Origin of the sequence: Streptomyces sp. NPDC048606, assembly GCF_040650855.1 — a bacterium.
Lineage (GTDB): Bacteria > Actinomycetota > Actinomycetes > Streptomycetales > Streptomycetaceae > Streptomyces.
The window spans coordinates 16,114-30,114 of the sequence record NZ_JBEZIB010000016.1; the positions used below are offsets into that span (position 1 = coordinate 16,114).

Annotated in this window: 13 protein-coding genes; 6 read left to right on the forward strand and 7 right to left on the reverse strand. The window is 73.9% G+C overall.

The features are described 5' to 3' along the window. The first annotated feature begins 33 nt into the window (after positions 1-33). Together AB0D01_RS18710 and AB0D01_RS18715 are read left to right on the forward strand one after the other, a co-directional pair. Positions 34-1,641 carry a glycerol-3-phosphate dehydrogenase/oxidase gene (locus AB0D01_RS18710; RefSeq protein WP_363056511.1) on the forward strand — a complete coding sequence of 536 codons (1,608 nt, stop codon included), beginning with the start codon at positions 34-36 and terminating at the stop codon, positions 1,639-1,641. 128 nt (positions 1,642-1,769) lie between these two features. After that, positions 1,770-2,891, forward strand: a complete 1,122-nt coding sequence (locus AB0D01_RS18715) for a PAC2 family protein (protein ID WP_363056513.1) — start codon at positions 1,770-1,772, stop codon at positions 2,889-2,891. Between the two features lie 94 nt (positions 2,892-2,985). Here the strand turns inward: AB0D01_RS18715 and mshC are convergent, their stop codons facing one another. From mshC to AB0D01_RS18735, 4 genes are all read right to left on the reverse strand, one after another. Continuing rightward, positions 2,986-4,215: a cysteine--1-D-myo-inosityl 2-amino-2-deoxy-alpha-D-glucopyranoside ligase gene (mshC, locus tag AB0D01_RS18720; RefSeq protein WP_363056515.1), complete on the reverse strand. Its 1,230-nt coding sequence runs from the start codon at positions 4,213-4,215 to the stop codon at positions 2,986-2,988. A 110-nt stretch (positions 4,216-4,325) separates the two neighbouring features. Then, positions 4,326-5,126: an SCO1664 family protein gene (locus AB0D01_RS18725; protein ID WP_363056517.1), complete on the reverse strand. Its 801-nt coding sequence runs from the start codon at positions 5,124-5,126 to the stop codon at positions 4,326-4,328. A 5-nt stretch (positions 5,127-5,131) separates the two neighbouring features. After that, positions 5,132-5,722, reverse strand: a complete 591-nt coding sequence (locus tag AB0D01_RS18730) for a DUF3090 domain-containing protein (protein WP_363056519.1) — start codon at positions 5,720-5,722, stop codon at positions 5,132-5,134. A gap of 74 nt (positions 5,723-5,796) precedes the next feature. Further along, positions 5,797-6,516, reverse strand: coding sequence for a histidine phosphatase family protein (locus AB0D01_RS18735; RefSeq protein WP_363056521.1), 720 nt, complete (start codon positions 6,514-6,516; stop codon positions 5,797-5,799). 54 nt (positions 6,517-6,570) lie between these two features. Here AB0D01_RS18735 and AB0D01_RS18740 point away from each other — a divergent pair, with 54 nt between their 5' ends. Continuing rightward, positions 6,571-7,563: a magnesium and cobalt transport protein CorA gene (locus AB0D01_RS18740; protein WP_363056523.1), complete on the forward strand. Its 993-nt coding sequence runs from the start codon at positions 6,571-6,573 to the stop codon at positions 7,561-7,563. A gap of 61 nt (positions 7,564-7,624) precedes the next feature. Here the strand turns inward: AB0D01_RS18740 and AB0D01_RS18745 are convergent, their stop codons facing one another. Together AB0D01_RS18745 and AB0D01_RS18750 are read right to left on the reverse strand one after the other, a co-directional pair. Next, positions 7,625-8,419: a ferritin-like domain-containing protein gene (locus tag AB0D01_RS18745; protein ID WP_363056525.1), complete on the reverse strand. Its 795-nt coding sequence runs from the start codon at positions 8,417-8,419 to the stop codon at positions 7,625-7,627. A 202-nt stretch (positions 8,420-8,621) separates the two neighbouring features. Then, entirely contained in the window at positions 8,622-9,671 is a 1,050-nt protein-coding gene (locus AB0D01_RS18750; protein ID WP_363056527.1) for an LLM class F420-dependent oxidoreductase, read from the reverse strand. 120 nt (positions 9,672-9,791) lie between these two features. Between AB0D01_RS18750 and AB0D01_RS18755 the strand changes: the two genes are divergently transcribed. Then, complete coding sequence (locus tag AB0D01_RS18755) at positions 9,792-10,775, forward strand: aldo/keto reductase (RefSeq protein ID WP_363056529.1); 984 nt, start codon at positions 9,792-9,794, stop codon at positions 10,773-10,775. Next, a complete protein-coding gene (locus AB0D01_RS18760) occupies positions 10,772-13,042 on the forward strand; it encodes a helix-hairpin-helix domain-containing protein (protein WP_363056531.1) in 2,271 nt (756 codons plus the stop codon). The genes AB0D01_RS18755 and AB0D01_RS18760 overlap by 4 nt, the downstream gene beginning before the upstream one ends. Before the next feature lie 50 nt (positions 13,043-13,092). Here AB0D01_RS18760 and AB0D01_RS18765 read toward each other — a convergent pair whose 3' ends face one another. Continuing rightward, the gene (locus AB0D01_RS18765; protein ID WP_363056533.1) at positions 13,093-13,761 is read right to left on the reverse strand and encodes a hypothetical protein; all 669 of its coding nucleotides are present in this window, start codon (positions 13,759-13,761) and stop codon (positions 13,093-13,095) included. A 47-nt stretch (positions 13,762-13,808) separates the two neighbouring features. Between AB0D01_RS18765 and AB0D01_RS18770 the strand changes: the two genes are divergently transcribed. Continuing rightward, positions 13,809-13,997, forward strand: a complete 189-nt coding sequence (locus tag AB0D01_RS18770) for a DUF5703 family protein (protein ID WP_281205875.1) — start codon at positions 13,809-13,811, stop codon at positions 13,995-13,997. Positions 13,998-14,001: the final 4 nt, after the last annotated feature.

Sequence of the window (14,001 nt, forward strand, 5' to 3'; positions counted from 1 at the left end):
GGCTGAGTCAATCGACGAGGAGCTGAAAGAGATATGAGCACCCTGCAGAGCGTTCCCACGCTGGGTACGCACCCCAACGCCGGCTCGAACGCGAGCCGCGCCGAGACCCGTGAGCAGCTGTCGAAGGCCACCTACGACCTGCTCGTCATCGGCGGTGGCATCCTGGGCACCTCGGTGGCCTGGCACGCCGCGCAGTCGGGTCTGCGGGTTGCCATGGTGGACGCCGGCGACTTCGCCGGCGCCACCTCCTCCGCCTCCTCCAAGCTGGTCCACGGCGGTCTGCGCTACCTGCAGACCGGCGCGGTCAAGCTGGTCGCCGAGAACCACCACGAGCGCCGGGTGCTGGCCAAGGACGTGGCCCCGCACCTGGTGAACCCGCTGACCTTCTACCTGCCCGTGTACAAGGGCGGTCCGGTCGGCGCGGCGAAGCTGGGCGCGGGCGTGTTCGCGTACTCGGCGCTCTCGGCCTTCGGCGACGGCATCGGCAAGGTCATCTCGCCCGCCCGCGCCGTGGCCGACAACCCGGGTCTGAAGACGGACAACCTGAAGGCCGTCGCCGTCTACTACGACCACCAGATGAACGACTCGCGCGTCGCCGTGATGACGGTCCGCGCCGCGGTCGAGTCCGGTGCGGTCGTCCTCAACCACGCCGAGGTCACCGGCCTGCGCACCACGCGCGGTCGGGTCTCCGGCGCCGAGCTCAAGGACCGCCTCGACGGCACCGAGTTCGGGGTCGACGCGCGCGTCGTGCTCAACGCCACCGGCCCGTGGGTGGACCACCTGCGGCGCATGGAAGACAAGCACGCGATGCCGTCGATCCGCCTCTCCAAGGGCGCGCACATCGTCATGAAGCGCAAGTCGCCGTGGAAGGCCGCCATGGCCACCCCGATCGACAAGTACCGCATCACCTTCGCCCTGCCGTGGGAGGACCAGCTCCTGCTCGGCACCACCGACGAGGTCTACGAGGGCGACCCGGCGGACGTGCGCGCCACCGAGTCCGACATCCAGCAGATCCTCGACGAGGCGGCCTTCTCCGTGAAGGACGCCGACCTCGACCGGTCCCTGATGACGTACGCCTTCGCCGGCCTGCGGGTGCTGCCCGGCGGCCCCGGCGGCGTCGAGAAGGCCAAGCGCGAGACCGTGGTCTCCGAGGGCGCCGGCGGCATGCTGTCGGTGGCCGGCGGCAAGTGGACGACGTACCGTCACATCGGCCGCGTGGTGATGGAGAAGCTCGCCAAGCTCCCGGGCAGCCCGCTGACCGAGGACATGGAGCCGGTCAAGTCCCTCGTGCGGCGCGTCCCGCTGCCCGGTGTCGCCAACCCGAACGCGGTCGCGCACCGTCTGCTGGTGGACCGCGAGCCCGGCGCCCGCATGGACCCGCTGACCGCCCGTCACCTGGCCTCGCACTACGGCTCGCTGGCCTTCGACGTCGCCCGTCTGGCGAACGAGGACCCGGCGCTGGCCGAGCGCATCCACCCGGACGGTCCGGAGATCTGGGCGCAGGTCGCGTACGCCCGTGACTTCGAGTGGGCCGAGACCGTCGACGACGTGCTGCGTCGCCGTACGACGGTGACGGTCCGCGGCCTGGACGACGAGGCCGTGCGCACCCGCGTCGAGGAGATGCTGGGCCGCCAGGCATAGGTGTCACGCAGGTGGGGAAGAGGGGCGGTTCCGAGGGGAACCGCCCCTCTGTCGTGGGCTGTGGCCCGCGAGCCGCCAAGGCTTAGGCTGGCCCTTGTACACAAGGGGAACTTCGGAAGGAGACCTGGGTGATCGAGCTTGAGGGCGTGCCCGAGCTGATCGACCCGGTCATGGTGGCCGCGTTCGAGGGCTGGAACGACGCGGGTGACGCCGCCTCCGGTGCGGTGGCGCACCTGGACCGGGAGTGGAAGGGCGAGGTCTTCGCGGCTCTGGACGCCGAGGACTACTACGACTTCCAGGTCAACCGGCCGACGGTGTGGCTGGACAACGGGGTCAGGAAGATCACCTGGCCGACGACGCGGCTGTCGGTGGTCCGGATCGGCGGCGCGAAGCCGCGCGACCTGGTGTTGGTGCGCGGCATCGAGCCGTCGATGCGCTGGCGGTCGTTCTGCAACGAACTGCTGGGCTTCGCGCACGAGCTGGGCGTGGAGATGGTCGTCATCCTGGGCGCGTTGCTCGGGGACACCCCGCACACCCGGCCGGTGCCGGTGAGCGGTGTCACCTCGGACGCGGACCTGGCGCGGACGATGGACCTGGAGGAGACGAAGTACGAGGGCCCGACGGGCATCGTGGGCGTGCTCCAGGAGGCGTGCACCCACGCGGGCGTGCCGGCGGTGTCGCTGTGGGCGGCGGTGCCGCACTACGTGTCGCAGCCGCCGAACCCTAAGGCGACGCTCGCGCTGCTGAACCGGCTGGAGGACCTGATCGACCTGCGGATCCCGCTGGGCGAGCTGCCGGAGGACGCGCGGGCCTGGCAGCTGGGCGTGGACCAGCTGGCCGCCGAGGACAGCGAGGTCGCCGAGTACGTCCAGACGCTGGAGGAGGCCCGGGACACGGCCGACCTGCCGGAGGCCTCGGGCGACGCGATCGCCCGGGAGTTCGAACGGTACCTGCGGCGTCGGGATCCGTCGGCGACCGCCGAGCCGGGTGACGGCTCGTACCTGCGCGACACCTCCAGCGGGCTGACCCGCCCGCCGAAGCGCAGGCCGGACGTCTCCGGGACCGGCGCGGGCCCGGGGGCCGGGGAGGACCCGACGGAGCCGCCGGCCCCGGCCGCGGAGCCGCCCGAGCCGTCGGGGCCGTCGGACCTGACGGAGTCGACGGAGGCGTCCGAGCCGTCGGGGCCGTCGGGGCCGTCGGAACCTTCCGAGCCGACGCAGGAGCCGGGGGACGACGCCCCGCGGGCGTAGGCCGCCGGCCGCGACACCGGGAGACGACGACGGCGGGGCCGGAGATCATCTCCGGCCCCGCCGTCGTCGTCGTGAGCGCGCGGGCTCCGCGCTGCTACAGGGCCACGCCCAGCAGGGCGTCCACCGTGCGGGAGACCAGGCCGGGGGCCGACTCGTCGTCCCCGTCCGAGGCGTTCTGGAGCTCCACCCAGCGGTCCACGGCCGCCAGTGCGGCCGGGGCGTCCAGGTCGCGGGAGAGGGCCTCGCGGACCTCTTCGACCAGGGCCTCGGCCGGGAGCCCGTCCGGGCGCGAGACGGCCGCGCGCCAGCGCTCCAGGCGGGCCACGGCCTCCTGGAGGACCTCGTCGGTCCACTCCCAGTCGGCGCGGTAGTGGTGCGCCAGCAGGGCGAGGCGGATGGCCGCCGGGTCGACCCCGGCGCGGCGCAGCGCGGACACGAAGACCAGGTTCCCCTTGGACTTCGACATCTTCTCGCCGTGCAGCGCGACCATGCCCGCGTGGACGTAGGCCTTGGCCATCGGGAACTCGCCGGTCAGGGCCTGCGCGTGCGAGGCGCCCATCTCGTGGTGCGGGAAGGCGAGGTCGGAACCGCCGCCCTGGATGTCGAAGCCCATGCCGAGGTGGTCCAGGGCGATGGCCACGCACTCGATGTGCCAGCCCGGCCGGCCGCGGCCCAGCGAGCCGCCGTCCCAGCTGGGCTCGCCCTCGCGCGCCGCCATCCACAGCATCGGGTCGAGCGGGTTCTTCTTCCCCGGGCGTTCCGGGTCCCCGCCGCGCTCCGCGGACAGCAGGCGCATCGCCTGGACGTCCAGGTGGGCGACGCCGCCGAAGTGCGGGTCCGCCTCCACCGAGAAGTAGACGTCGCCGTCGAGCTCGTAGGCGGCGCCCGCGTCCCGCAGTCGTTCGACCAGCGGCACGATGCCCGGTATGGCCTCGACGGCGCCGATGTAGTGCTGCGGCGGCAGCATCCGCAGGGCGGTCATGTCCTCGCGGAAGAGGGCCGTCTCGCGCACCGCGAGCTCGGTCCAGTCGAGTCCGTCGCGCTGCGCCCGCACCAGCAGGGGATCGTCGACGTCCGTGACGTTCTGGACGTAGTGGACCTGCCGCTTGTTGTCGAGCCACACGCGCTGCACGAGGTCGAACGCGTTGTAGGTCGCCGCGTGACCGATGTGGGTCGCGTCGTACGGGGTGATCCCACAGACGTAGAGGCGGGCGACGGGACCGGGGTCGAGGGTGATCGTCCCCTGGGTCGCGGTGTCGTGGATCTGGAGGTCGCGGCCCTTGCCGGGCAGGGCGGGGACCTCAGAAGCGGGCCAGGCATGCATGCTTCGAGCCTAACCGGACGGGTGTTCCGGAAACGAACCGGACCAGCACTGTTGGCCGGATACACCCTCTTGCGATCCGGCTGGATCCGTGCGTTCGACGTCCTGCCCGGTCAGACCGGCGGCCAGGGGATCGCGGGCCACTGCCCCGAGGGCTTCGGGTGCGTGCCCTCCCGCAGCAACTGCGCCACACGGGCCCGTACGGCGGCCAGTTCCACCGGTGTGATCAGTTCGGCCAGGCGGGTGGCGAGCGGCTCCGGCTCGGCCAGCCGCGCCTCCAGGGAGACCAGGACGGCGCGCGCCTCGTCGGTGAGCGGCTCCCCGGCCCACCCCCACAACAGGGTGCGCAGCTTGTCCTCGGTGTGGAAGGTCACCCCGTGGTCGATGCCGTAGAGCCTGCCGTCGGGGCCGGGCAGGAGGTGGCCGCCCTTGCGGTCACCGTTGTTGATCACCGCGTCCAGGACGGCCATGCGGCGCAGCCTGGGGTCGTCCGCGTGGACGAGGAGGGCGGTGCGCCCCTCCCCCACCTCGGCGAAGGCGACCGGTTTCCACCCCTCCCCGGCCTCCTCGCCCTCGACCAGCGCGAGCAGCCCGTCCTCCGGCGATCCTCCGGCGTCGATCCAGTGCTGGACCATGCCCTCCCCGTACGGGCCGTCGCGCAGCACCGTCGTGGGGACGAGCCCCCAGCCGGTGGCCTCGGAGACCAGGTAGGCGGCGCGCTCGCGCCGGGCGAGGTTGCCGTCGGGGAAGTCCCACAGCGGCCGCTCGCCCTTGACGGGCTTGTAGACGCACTCCGCGGTGTGCCCCTCGTGGGTCACGGTGCACCGCAGCACGGCGTTGGACGCCTCGGCGATCCGACCGTGGACGGTGAGCTCACCGCGGGTGAGCAGCTCTTCGACGGGGGGCGGGGTCACGGCGCTCACACCTGGCGCCGGTAGCCGTTCTGGCGCGGGCACACGTGTCCCTCGGGGTCGAGCGGCAGGCTGCACAGCGGGCACGGCGGACGGCCCGCGTTGACGACGTCCAGGGCCCGCTTGGCGAAGGCGCGGGCCTGCGCGCCGGACAGCCGCACCCGCAGCATGGGCGGGCCGTTCTCCTCGTCCTGGAGCAGGCGTTCCTCCGCCTCGGCGAGATCCTCTTCCGAGTCGGCGTCGAGTTCGACGAGGGCCTGCGCCTCGACGATCATCCGCTGCTCCTCGCCGTCCCAGGCGAGCGCCATGGTGCCGACGCGGAACTCCTCCTCGACGGGGACGTCGAGCGGGGCGGTGTCGGCGGCCTCGGTGGAGGCGACGGCCGGGACGGGGGCGTTGCCCCCGGTGCGGCGCACGACCTCGTCCAGCAGCTCGTCCATCCGCTCGGCCAGGGCCGCGACCTGCGTCTTCTCCAGGGAGACGCTGGTGACGCGGCTGCCTGAGGACGCCTGGAGGAAGAACGTACGGCGCCCAGGCAAACCGACCGTGCCGGCCACGAAGCGGTCCGGCGGGTCGTAAAGGAACACCTGACGGGGCACGTCCAGTCTCCAAGTCTGAGGCGGGGCAGGGCTGCGCGCTTGTGTTGGCCCTGCCACCCTACTGCGCCGTTCGATCAGGCCGCGCCCGCGCCGCCCCCCACGACGGCGTTGCCGTCGCCCTCGCTCTCGCGCTCGGCCTCCCGCTCCGCGTCGGGCGCGGGCCGGGGGGCGAGGGCGGAGAGGTCCCCGGTGTCGCCGAGGCGCAGCAGGAAGGGCCTGGTGGGGGTGTAGCGGATCGCCGTGACCGAGCAGGGGTCGACGTGGACGCGCTGGAAGAGGTCGAGGTGCATGCCGAGGGCGTCCGCGACGAGGGACTTGATGATGTCGCCGTGGGAGCAGACGAGGAAGACGGCGTCGGCGCCGTGCTCCTCCTCGACGCGGTCGTTCCACTCGCGTACGGCGTCCACGGCGCGCGCCTGCATGGCGCGCATGGACTCGCCGCCGGGGAACGCGGCAGCCGAGGGGTGCTGCTGGACGACGCGCATGAGGGGTTCGTCGGCGAGCTCGGAGAGCTTGCGGCCCGACCAGTCGCCGTAGTGGCACTCGCCGATCCGCTCGTCGGTGTGCTCCCGCAGCCCGGGACGGGAGGCGAGCAGCGGCGCGAGGGTCTCCCGGCAGCGCTGGAGGGGGCTGCTGACCACGGCCGCGAGGGGGATGCCCTCCAGGCGCGCGGGCAGGGCGGCGGCCTGTTCGGCGCCGCGTTCGTCAAGGGCTACCCCCGGCGTCCAGCCGGCGAGCAGTCCCGCGGTGTTGGCGGTGGACCGCCCGTGTCGTACGAGGATCAGCGTGGCCATGGAAGCACCCTATGCGGTGGCGACGGCGTGCGGGCGGGCGCCGATGGGGGAAGAATGCCCGGCGTGATTGTCGACTGCGCGATGTACCGGGACGGCCGCCGCTCCCCGGCGCCCGAGGACTTCTCGGACGCCCTCGACGAGGCGCGCGCCCACGGCGACGCGTTCGTCTGGATCGGGATCCACGAGCCGACGGCGGCGGAGTTCGACCACGTGAGCCGGGAGTTCGGTCTGCACGCGCTGGCGGTGGAGGACGCGTTGACGGCGCACCAGCGGCCGAAGCTGGAGGTGTACGACGATTCGCTGTTCGTCGTCCTGAAGCCGGTGGTCTACGACGAGGCCGCGGACACGGTGACGGCGAACGAGCTGATGGTCTTCATCGGCGACTCCTTCGTGGTGACCGTCCGCCACGGCGAGGGGGCGGCGCTGACCGCCGTGCGCCACCGGCTGGAGCAGGAGCCGGAGGTGCTGCGGCACGGTCCGACGGCGGTGCTGTACGCGGTGTCCGACGCGGTGGTGGACCACTACATCGAGGTGGCGGCCGAGCTCCAGGGCGACCTGGAGGGGCTGGAGGCGGAGGTGTTCGCGCCGAACGCCCCGGACTTCAAGAACACGGCGGCGCGCATCTACGCGGCGAAGCGGCAGGTGCTGGAGTTCCGTCGGGCGACCAGTCCGCTGCTCCAGCCGATGGACCGACTGGCCTTCGGGCGGGTGCCGTTCGTGGACGGGCACTCCCAGCCCTTCTTCCGGGACGTCGCCGACCACCTGACCAAGGCGAACGAGTACATCGAGGGCCTGGACCGGCTGCTGTCGGACGCCCTGGCCGCGCACCTGGCGCAGATGGGGGTGCGGCAGAACGACGACATGCGCAAGATCTCCGCCTGGGCCGCCATGGCGGCCGTCCCGACGATGGTCGCCGGGATCTACGGGATGAACTTCGAGCACATGCCGGAGCTCACGTGGGGCTTCGGCTATCCGGCGGTGGTGGTGCTGATGGTGGTCGTGTGTCTGGGCCTGCACCGGATGTTCAAGCGCCGCGGCTGGCTCTGACCCGCGGCCCGGCAGCGGCCCGCGGCCGACCGGGCCGGACTCGGGCCGCCCACGCTCGGGCCTACGCCCGGGCGAAACCGGGCTCGGCGGTCGGCCGGCCCCCGAGGGCGTCGCGCCGCTCCGGGGGGCGCAGGTCGATCATGCGGTGCCAGCCGCTGAAACGCTCGTACGCGTACACCGCGCGGATCCCCGCGGCGAGCGCGGCGGCCTTGGGCGCCGGCCAGCGCAGCAGCCGGCCCATGTGGTCCATGACGACGAGGCTGACGTCGCGGTAGACGGCGATCTCGGCGAGCGCGCTCTCGCGCAGCACCCGCTGGATGGTCCGGCCGTGTCCGGCGCGGGCCAGGCGCAGCAGTTCCTCGTGGCAGTAGGCGAGGTGGTTCTCCTCGTCGTCGCTGATCATGCGGACGGCCCGGCCCAGTTCCGGGTTGCGGCCGAAGAGGCGCACGAGCAGGGCCATCTGGTCCGCGGCGCGCTGTTCGGTGACCCGGCTGTGCGCGAGGTAGACGACGACGTCCTCCTCGGTCAGCGGCCGGTCGCGGCGCAGCTTGTCGTGCGCGAGGCCGATGCCGCGCCGTTCCAGCAGCATCGTGTAGTCGGTCTCGGGAGGGACGGGAACCACGGGCAGGCCGCGGTTGCGCAGCAGGGCGCGGAAGATGCGGCCGTGCTTGTCCTCGTCGGCGCCGTGCCGGGTGATCTTGGGCGCGAGGTCGCGCATGCCCTCGGGGACGAGGGCGGCGATCCGGGCGTTCTCCCAGCCGCCCTGGGACTCCCCGCTGGCGGCGATGGAGCAGAACAGCTGGAAGGAGTCGTCGTGGTCGACGATCTCCTGGAACAGGCTGCGGGCAGAGAGCATGGAACGAGTCAAATGCGGATGTTCCGGGCCGGCAACCGTGCGGTGGCCCCACTCGCCCGAACGAACGAACCGAGCCGTCGGCCCCCGGGGCGTAACCCCGGGGGCCACCCGCGCGTTGTGCGGGGTGTCGGCCGTGGCGGGGAAGACCCCCCGAGCCCCCACCACGGCCGCAGGACCCCTTCCCGGAGCTTCCGGGCCGGCGTTACGCCAGGCCCGCCAGCTCCAGGGCCTCCGTACCCGCCCTCAGGGCCGCCAGCCGCTCGTCGCGGGTGAAGCCGGCCGGGGCCAGCGTCAGGGTGGTGACCCCGGCGTCGGCGTAGGCCCGCATCCCGTCCGCGATCCGCTCGACCGAGCCCAGCAGGGTGGTCGAGTCGATCAGCGAGTGCGGGACGGCGGCGGCCGCGCCCGTCTTGTCGCCGGCCAGGTACTTGGACTGGATCTCGGCGGCTTCCTTCTCGTAGCCCATGCGACAGGCGAGCTGGTTGTAGAAGTTCTGCTTGGCGCTGCCCATGCCGCCGACGTACAGGGCGGTGTACGGACGGAACACGTCCGCCAGCGCGTTCACGTCCTCGCCGAGGGCCAGCGGCACGGTCGGGCAGACGTCGAAGCCCTCCATCGTCAGCCCGACCTTCTCGCGACCCGCGCGGATGTGGCGCAGGGCCGTCTCCTCCAGGTGCTCGGCGGCGGGGAAGATCAGCAGGGCGCCGTCGGCGATCTCGCCCGTCTGCTCCAGGTTCTTCGGGCCGATGGCGGCGATGTAGAGCGGGATGTGCTCGCGCTCCGGGTGCACGGTCAGCTTGAGCGGCTTGCCGGGGCCGCCGGGCAGCGGCAGGGTCCAGTGCGCGCCGTCGTAGGAGAGGCGCTCGCGGGTCATCGCCTTGCGGACGATCTCCACGTACTCGCGGGTGCGCGCGAGCGGCTTGTCGAACTTCACCCCGTACCAGCCCTCGGACACCTGGGGGCCGGAGACGCCCAGGCCCAGGCGGAAACGGCCCTTGGTGAGCGAGTCGAGGGTGGCGGCGGTCATGGCGGTCATCGCCGGCTGGCGGGCCGGGATCTGGAAGATGGCCGAGCCGACGTCGATGCGCTCGGTCTGCGCGGCGACCCAGGCCAGCACGGTCGCGGCGTCGGACCCGTACGCCTCGGCCGCCCAGCAGACGTCGTAGCCGAGGCGGTCCGCCTCCTGCGCGACGGCGAGGTTGTCGGCGTCCATGCCCGCACCCCAGTAGCCGAGATTGATGCCGAGCCTCATGTGTCGTCCCCTTACGATGCGCGGTTCACGCGGTGCGTCTTACCCATCAGTAACGTGAGTCTGCGGGGACTGTAGCGCGCCCGACGGCGCTGCGGCAGTGCCCCAGTAGTCTCAGCGCTCATGGAGCAGAGGCATCTCGGCCGCACCGGACTGCGCGTCTCCCGGATCGGCCTCGGCACCCTGACCTGGGGCCGTGACACCGGCGAGGAAGCCGCCGCCGAGCAGTTGAAGACCTTCTGGGAGGCCGGGGGCACGCTCGTCGACACCGCCGACGTGTACGGCGGCGGGGAGGCCGAGTACCTGCTCGGGCAACTGGTGGGTTCCCTCGTCCCGCGCCGGGACCTGGTCATCGCGACGAAGGCCGGCAGCGTGCCGGATCCCGACCGGCGGTTCAACGGCTCGCGCGGACACCTGCTCGGCGCCCTCGACGACTCCCTCGACCGCCTCGGCACCGACCACGTGGACCTGTGGCAGGTCCACGCCTTCGACCCGGCGACCCCGCTGGAGGAGACCCTCCAGGCGCTGGACCTCGCCGTCGCCAGCGGCCGGGCCCGCTACGCCGGCGTCTCCAACTTCAGCGGCTGGCAACTGGCGAAGGCCGCCACCTGGCAGCTGGCGGCGCCCGGGACGCGGACGCGGCTCGCCTCGACCCAGATGGAGTACTCGCTCCTGCAACGCGGGGTGGAACGGGAGGTGTTGCCGGCCGCCCTCGACCTGGACGTGGGGCTGCTGCCCTCGTCGCCCCTGGGACGCGGGGTGCTCACCGGCAAGTACCGCGACGGCACCCCCGCCGACTCGCGGGGCGCCTCGGAGTCCCTGGCCGCCTTCGTGGACCCGTACCTGGACGAGGCCGCGGGCCGGATCGTGGACGCGGTGGTGACCGCCGCGCAGGGGCTGGCCGTGACCCCGCTCCAGGTGGCCCTGGCGTGGGTCCGGGACCGCCCGGGGGTGGTCGCGCCGATCGTCGGGGCCCGGACGTCCGCGCAGCTCGGGGCGGCGCTGTCGGTGGAGGCCCTTACCCTTCCGGAGGAGATCCGCCGGGCGCTGGACGACGTGTCGGCGCCCGTGCACCGCTACCCCGATCAGGACTGGAGCACGTTGTGAGCACGGACCCCGAGGCCACCGACCCGGACGGCCCCGCCGCCGACCCCGAGGCAACCGCCGGGGCGCCCGGGGCCGTCGACCCGGCCGCCGCTCCCGCGACCGCCCCCGAGGAGGACCCCGCGAACGCCGACGACGCGGACGCGGAGGACGACGGCAGCGACGGCGGTGACGGCGACCACGGCAGCGAGAGCGACGAGCACGCCGGGACCGACGCTCCGGCGGAGGCCGACGAGGCCGACGCTTCGGCGGCGGACGCCGCAGAGGGGGACGCCGCGGAGGGCGACGGCACCGAGGGGGAGCCGGCCGCCGCCGATGCCGCCGACGCGCCCCCCGGGCTCACCGAGGCACAGGCCGAGCTGGCCGCGCAGAAGGTCGAGCGGGAGCGCATCGCCCGCCGCAAGGCCGAACGCGAGGCCCCGGTCGAGGCCGGCGCGAAGCTCAGCGGCAAGGCCGCCGACCTGCTCGCCGCCGTACGGGCCGTCGAGGCCGGCGGCAAGCCGTCCCCCGTCTTCTTCGACGAGGCCCCGGCCGCCCCCCGCAGGCAGGCCCCCGCTCCCCCGGCCCCGCCCCGCCCGGCCGCGGTCCCGACCGCCCCGGAGCCCGCCGAGGCCGACGTGGCCTCCGTACGGGCCGTGCTGGCCCGCGGCGGCGCCCCCGAGGCCCTGGCCGCCCAGGCCGCCTCGGCGCTGGGCGAGGGCGCCGCGGAGAGGCTCGCGGAGGACCCCTGGCGGCTCCTCGCCCTGCCCGGCGTGCGTCCCGCGCAGGCCGACGGCTTCGCGCAGGCCCTGCTGGGCCCGCAGGCCGGTCCCGCCGACGAACGCCGCGGGGCCGCCCTGGTGACCTGGCTGCTCGCGCAGGCCGCCCTCAAGGGGCACACCGCCCTGGAGGCCCCGCTGCTGGAGAAGGCCCTGGCTCAGTACGGGGTGCCGGCCCCCGACGCGGCCGTGGAGACCGCCGTCGGGGACGGCGCGGTACTGGCGTTCCACGAGCCGCTCGGCGAACCCGTCGGGGAGGACGAGGAGCAGCCCGTACGCATCCTCGTGGGCCTGGAGGAGTACGCGCTCGCCGAGGAGAGCCTCGCCGACGGCCTGGCCCGACTGTCCGCGACCTTCACCGGCGGGGCGGACCCGGGGCCGGCGGCCGGAGCCCCGGGCGCCGAGCTGGCCGCGGCCGTCGCCGCCCACGGCCTGGTCCTGCACACCGGCGGCGAGGCGGCCCGCGCCGAGCCGCTCGCCCTGGTCGCGAGCGCCCGCGAGCGGGGGCTGCGGGTCTGTCTGGCCGCGCACGTCCCGGCCCCGGGCCTCGTCACCGTCGCGGGGCTCCTCGCGGGCGCGGAAGGCCCCGGGCGGGACGCCGAGGGCCGCTTCGACCTGGACCTGCTGGTCGTCCTGGACGCCCCGCAGCTGGACGTGGAGACGGCCGCGGCCCTGGTGGAATCCGTGCCGGACGGGGCCCGTCTGGTGCTGTCCGGCGATCCCGGCGTGCTCGGATCGGCCGGACCCGGCCGGGTGTTCGCGGACGTCCTGGCGGCGGGGGCGCACCCCCGGGTGGTGTCGCGCACGCCGGACCCCGGCCCGCTCGGCGAGCTGGTCTCGGGGATCGGGATCGGGGAGCTGAACCAGGTCGACGCCCCCGGCAAGGAGATCGTCATCGTTCCCGTGCGGGACGCCGGCGAGGCCGTGCACCGCACCGTGCAGTTGGTCGCCGAGTCGGTGCCGCGCGCCTTCGGGATCCCGCCGGAGGCCGTGCGCGTGATCACCCCGGGCCACGGCGGCACCACCGGCACCCGGGCGCTGAACGCGGCCCTCAAGGAGCGGCTGAACCCCGGCCCCGGCCGGTTCGGCGGCTTCGACCCCGGCGATCTGGTGGTCCACGTACCGTCTCCCGGGCGGGCGCTGCCGGCCCGGGTCGTGTCGGCCGACGAGCGGGGCCTGCACCTGGAGGACCCCGCGGGCGAGCGGATCCTCGTACCGCGCGACCGGGTGGAGGCGCGCGTGCGGCACGGTTGGGCGCTGACGGCGCACCAGGCCGCCGGAGCCCGGTGGCCGGCGGCCGTGGTCGTGCTCCCGGGGGACGCGGCGCAGGCGCTGTCCCGGGACTGGGTGTACACGGCCTTCGGTCGGGCGGAGCGGCACCTGTCGGTGGTGCACGGCGTCGACCAGGCGTTGGCGCACGCGGTGGCCCAGGTGCCGCCGAAGCCGCGGACGACCCGCCTGACGGGTCTGCTGCGGGCCCTGACGGCGGCCCAGGAGGAGCCGGGGGCGTAGGGCGGGGCCGTTCCGTGCCCCCGCCCGGTCGGGCGGGGGCACGGGCGGCGTCAGGCGGGGGTGAGTCCGGGCGCGGTGGTGCCCTCGTCCGCCCCGTCGGGGGCGTCGTCGAAGAACTCCCCCTCGTCGTCGAAGACGGCGCTCACGTCGAAGCGGTGCAGGACGTCCTGCGGGTCGGTCTGCCCGAAGGGCGCGCCGAGCCACTCCCCCGGTTCGGCCGTCTCCTCCAGGGCGGCGATCCACAGGGTGGAGTCGCCCTCCTCCAATCCGAACTCCTTGTAGCGGGAGGCGATCTCGTCGGGCTCGTACTCCCCGAAGAGCACCCCGAGGGCGCCGGCGGTGCCGCCGTCGTCGACGAGTTCGGCGTCACGGTCGTGGGCGGCGACCCGTTCGGCCTGGGCGACCAGTCGGGCCGGCTCGACGACGGCGTAGTCGCGGCGGATGAGCACGCTGAACGCGACGGGCTCGGCGGGGCCGGTGTACGGGACTCCGTCCTCGGGGGTGGGGATCTCGAAGGGGGTGACCTCGTCGTAGCGGTCGTAGAGGAGTTCGTCGTACTCCTCGGCGGCGGCGGCGAGTTCGTTGAACGCGGCGTAGACGGCCGGATCCTCGTCCCCGATCCTGCTCTCGACCGCGGCGAGGTGACGGTCGAGAGCGGCCTTGACCGCCTCGGCGGCGGCGCGTACCTCGGCAACAGTGGGCAGAGCGGCATCAGACATAGTGCAGACGCTATCCGTAGCGGGCCGGTGCCCGCACAATAGATGCGATGCCGGAATACGAATTCGTCGACGTGTACGTGCCCCGCGGGACCCCCCGCCAGGAGGCCACCCGACTGTTGACCGACCACGCGGAGTACGGGCATTGGGAGCTCGACCGCCTGACCCTGCACCGGGACGGCAGCCGCCGCGTCCGGTTGCGACGCCGGATCATCCGCCAGGTCCGGGCGACCTGGTGACGCG

Coding starts and splice junctions, on each gene's coding strand:
- AB0D01_RS18710 (WP_363056511.1), top strand. CDS start 34: ATGAGCACCCTGCAGAGCGTTCCCACGCTGGGTACGCACCCCAACGCC.
- mshC (WP_363056515.1), bottom strand. CDS start 4,215: ATGCATGCCTGGCCCGCTTCTGAGGTCCCCGCCCTGCCCGGCAAGGGC.
- AB0D01_RS18735 (WP_363056521.1), bottom strand. CDS start 6,516: ATGGCCACGCTGATCCTCGTACGACACGGGCGGTCCACCGCCAACACC.
- AB0D01_RS18740 (WP_363056523.1), top strand. CDS start 6,571: ATGCCCGGCGTGATTGTCGACTGCGCGATGTACCGGGACGGCCGCCGC.
- AB0D01_RS18745 (WP_363056525.1), bottom strand. CDS start 8,419: ATGCTCTCTGCCCGCAGCCTGTTCCAGGAGATCGTCGACCACGACGAC.
- AB0D01_RS18750 (WP_363056527.1), bottom strand. CDS start 9,671: ATGAGGCTCGGCATCAATCTCGGCTACTGGGGTGCGGGCATGGACGCC.
- AB0D01_RS18755 (WP_363056529.1), top strand. CDS start 9,792: ATGGAGCAGAGGCATCTCGGCCGCACCGGACTGCGCGTCTCCCGGATC.
- AB0D01_RS18765 (WP_363056533.1), bottom strand. CDS start 13,761: ATGTCTGATGCCGCTCTGCCCACTGTTGCCGAGGTACGCGCCGCCGCC.
- AB0D01_RS18770 (WP_281205875.1), top strand. CDS start 13,809: ATGCCGGAATACGAATTCGTCGACGTGTACGTGCCCCGCGGGACCCCC.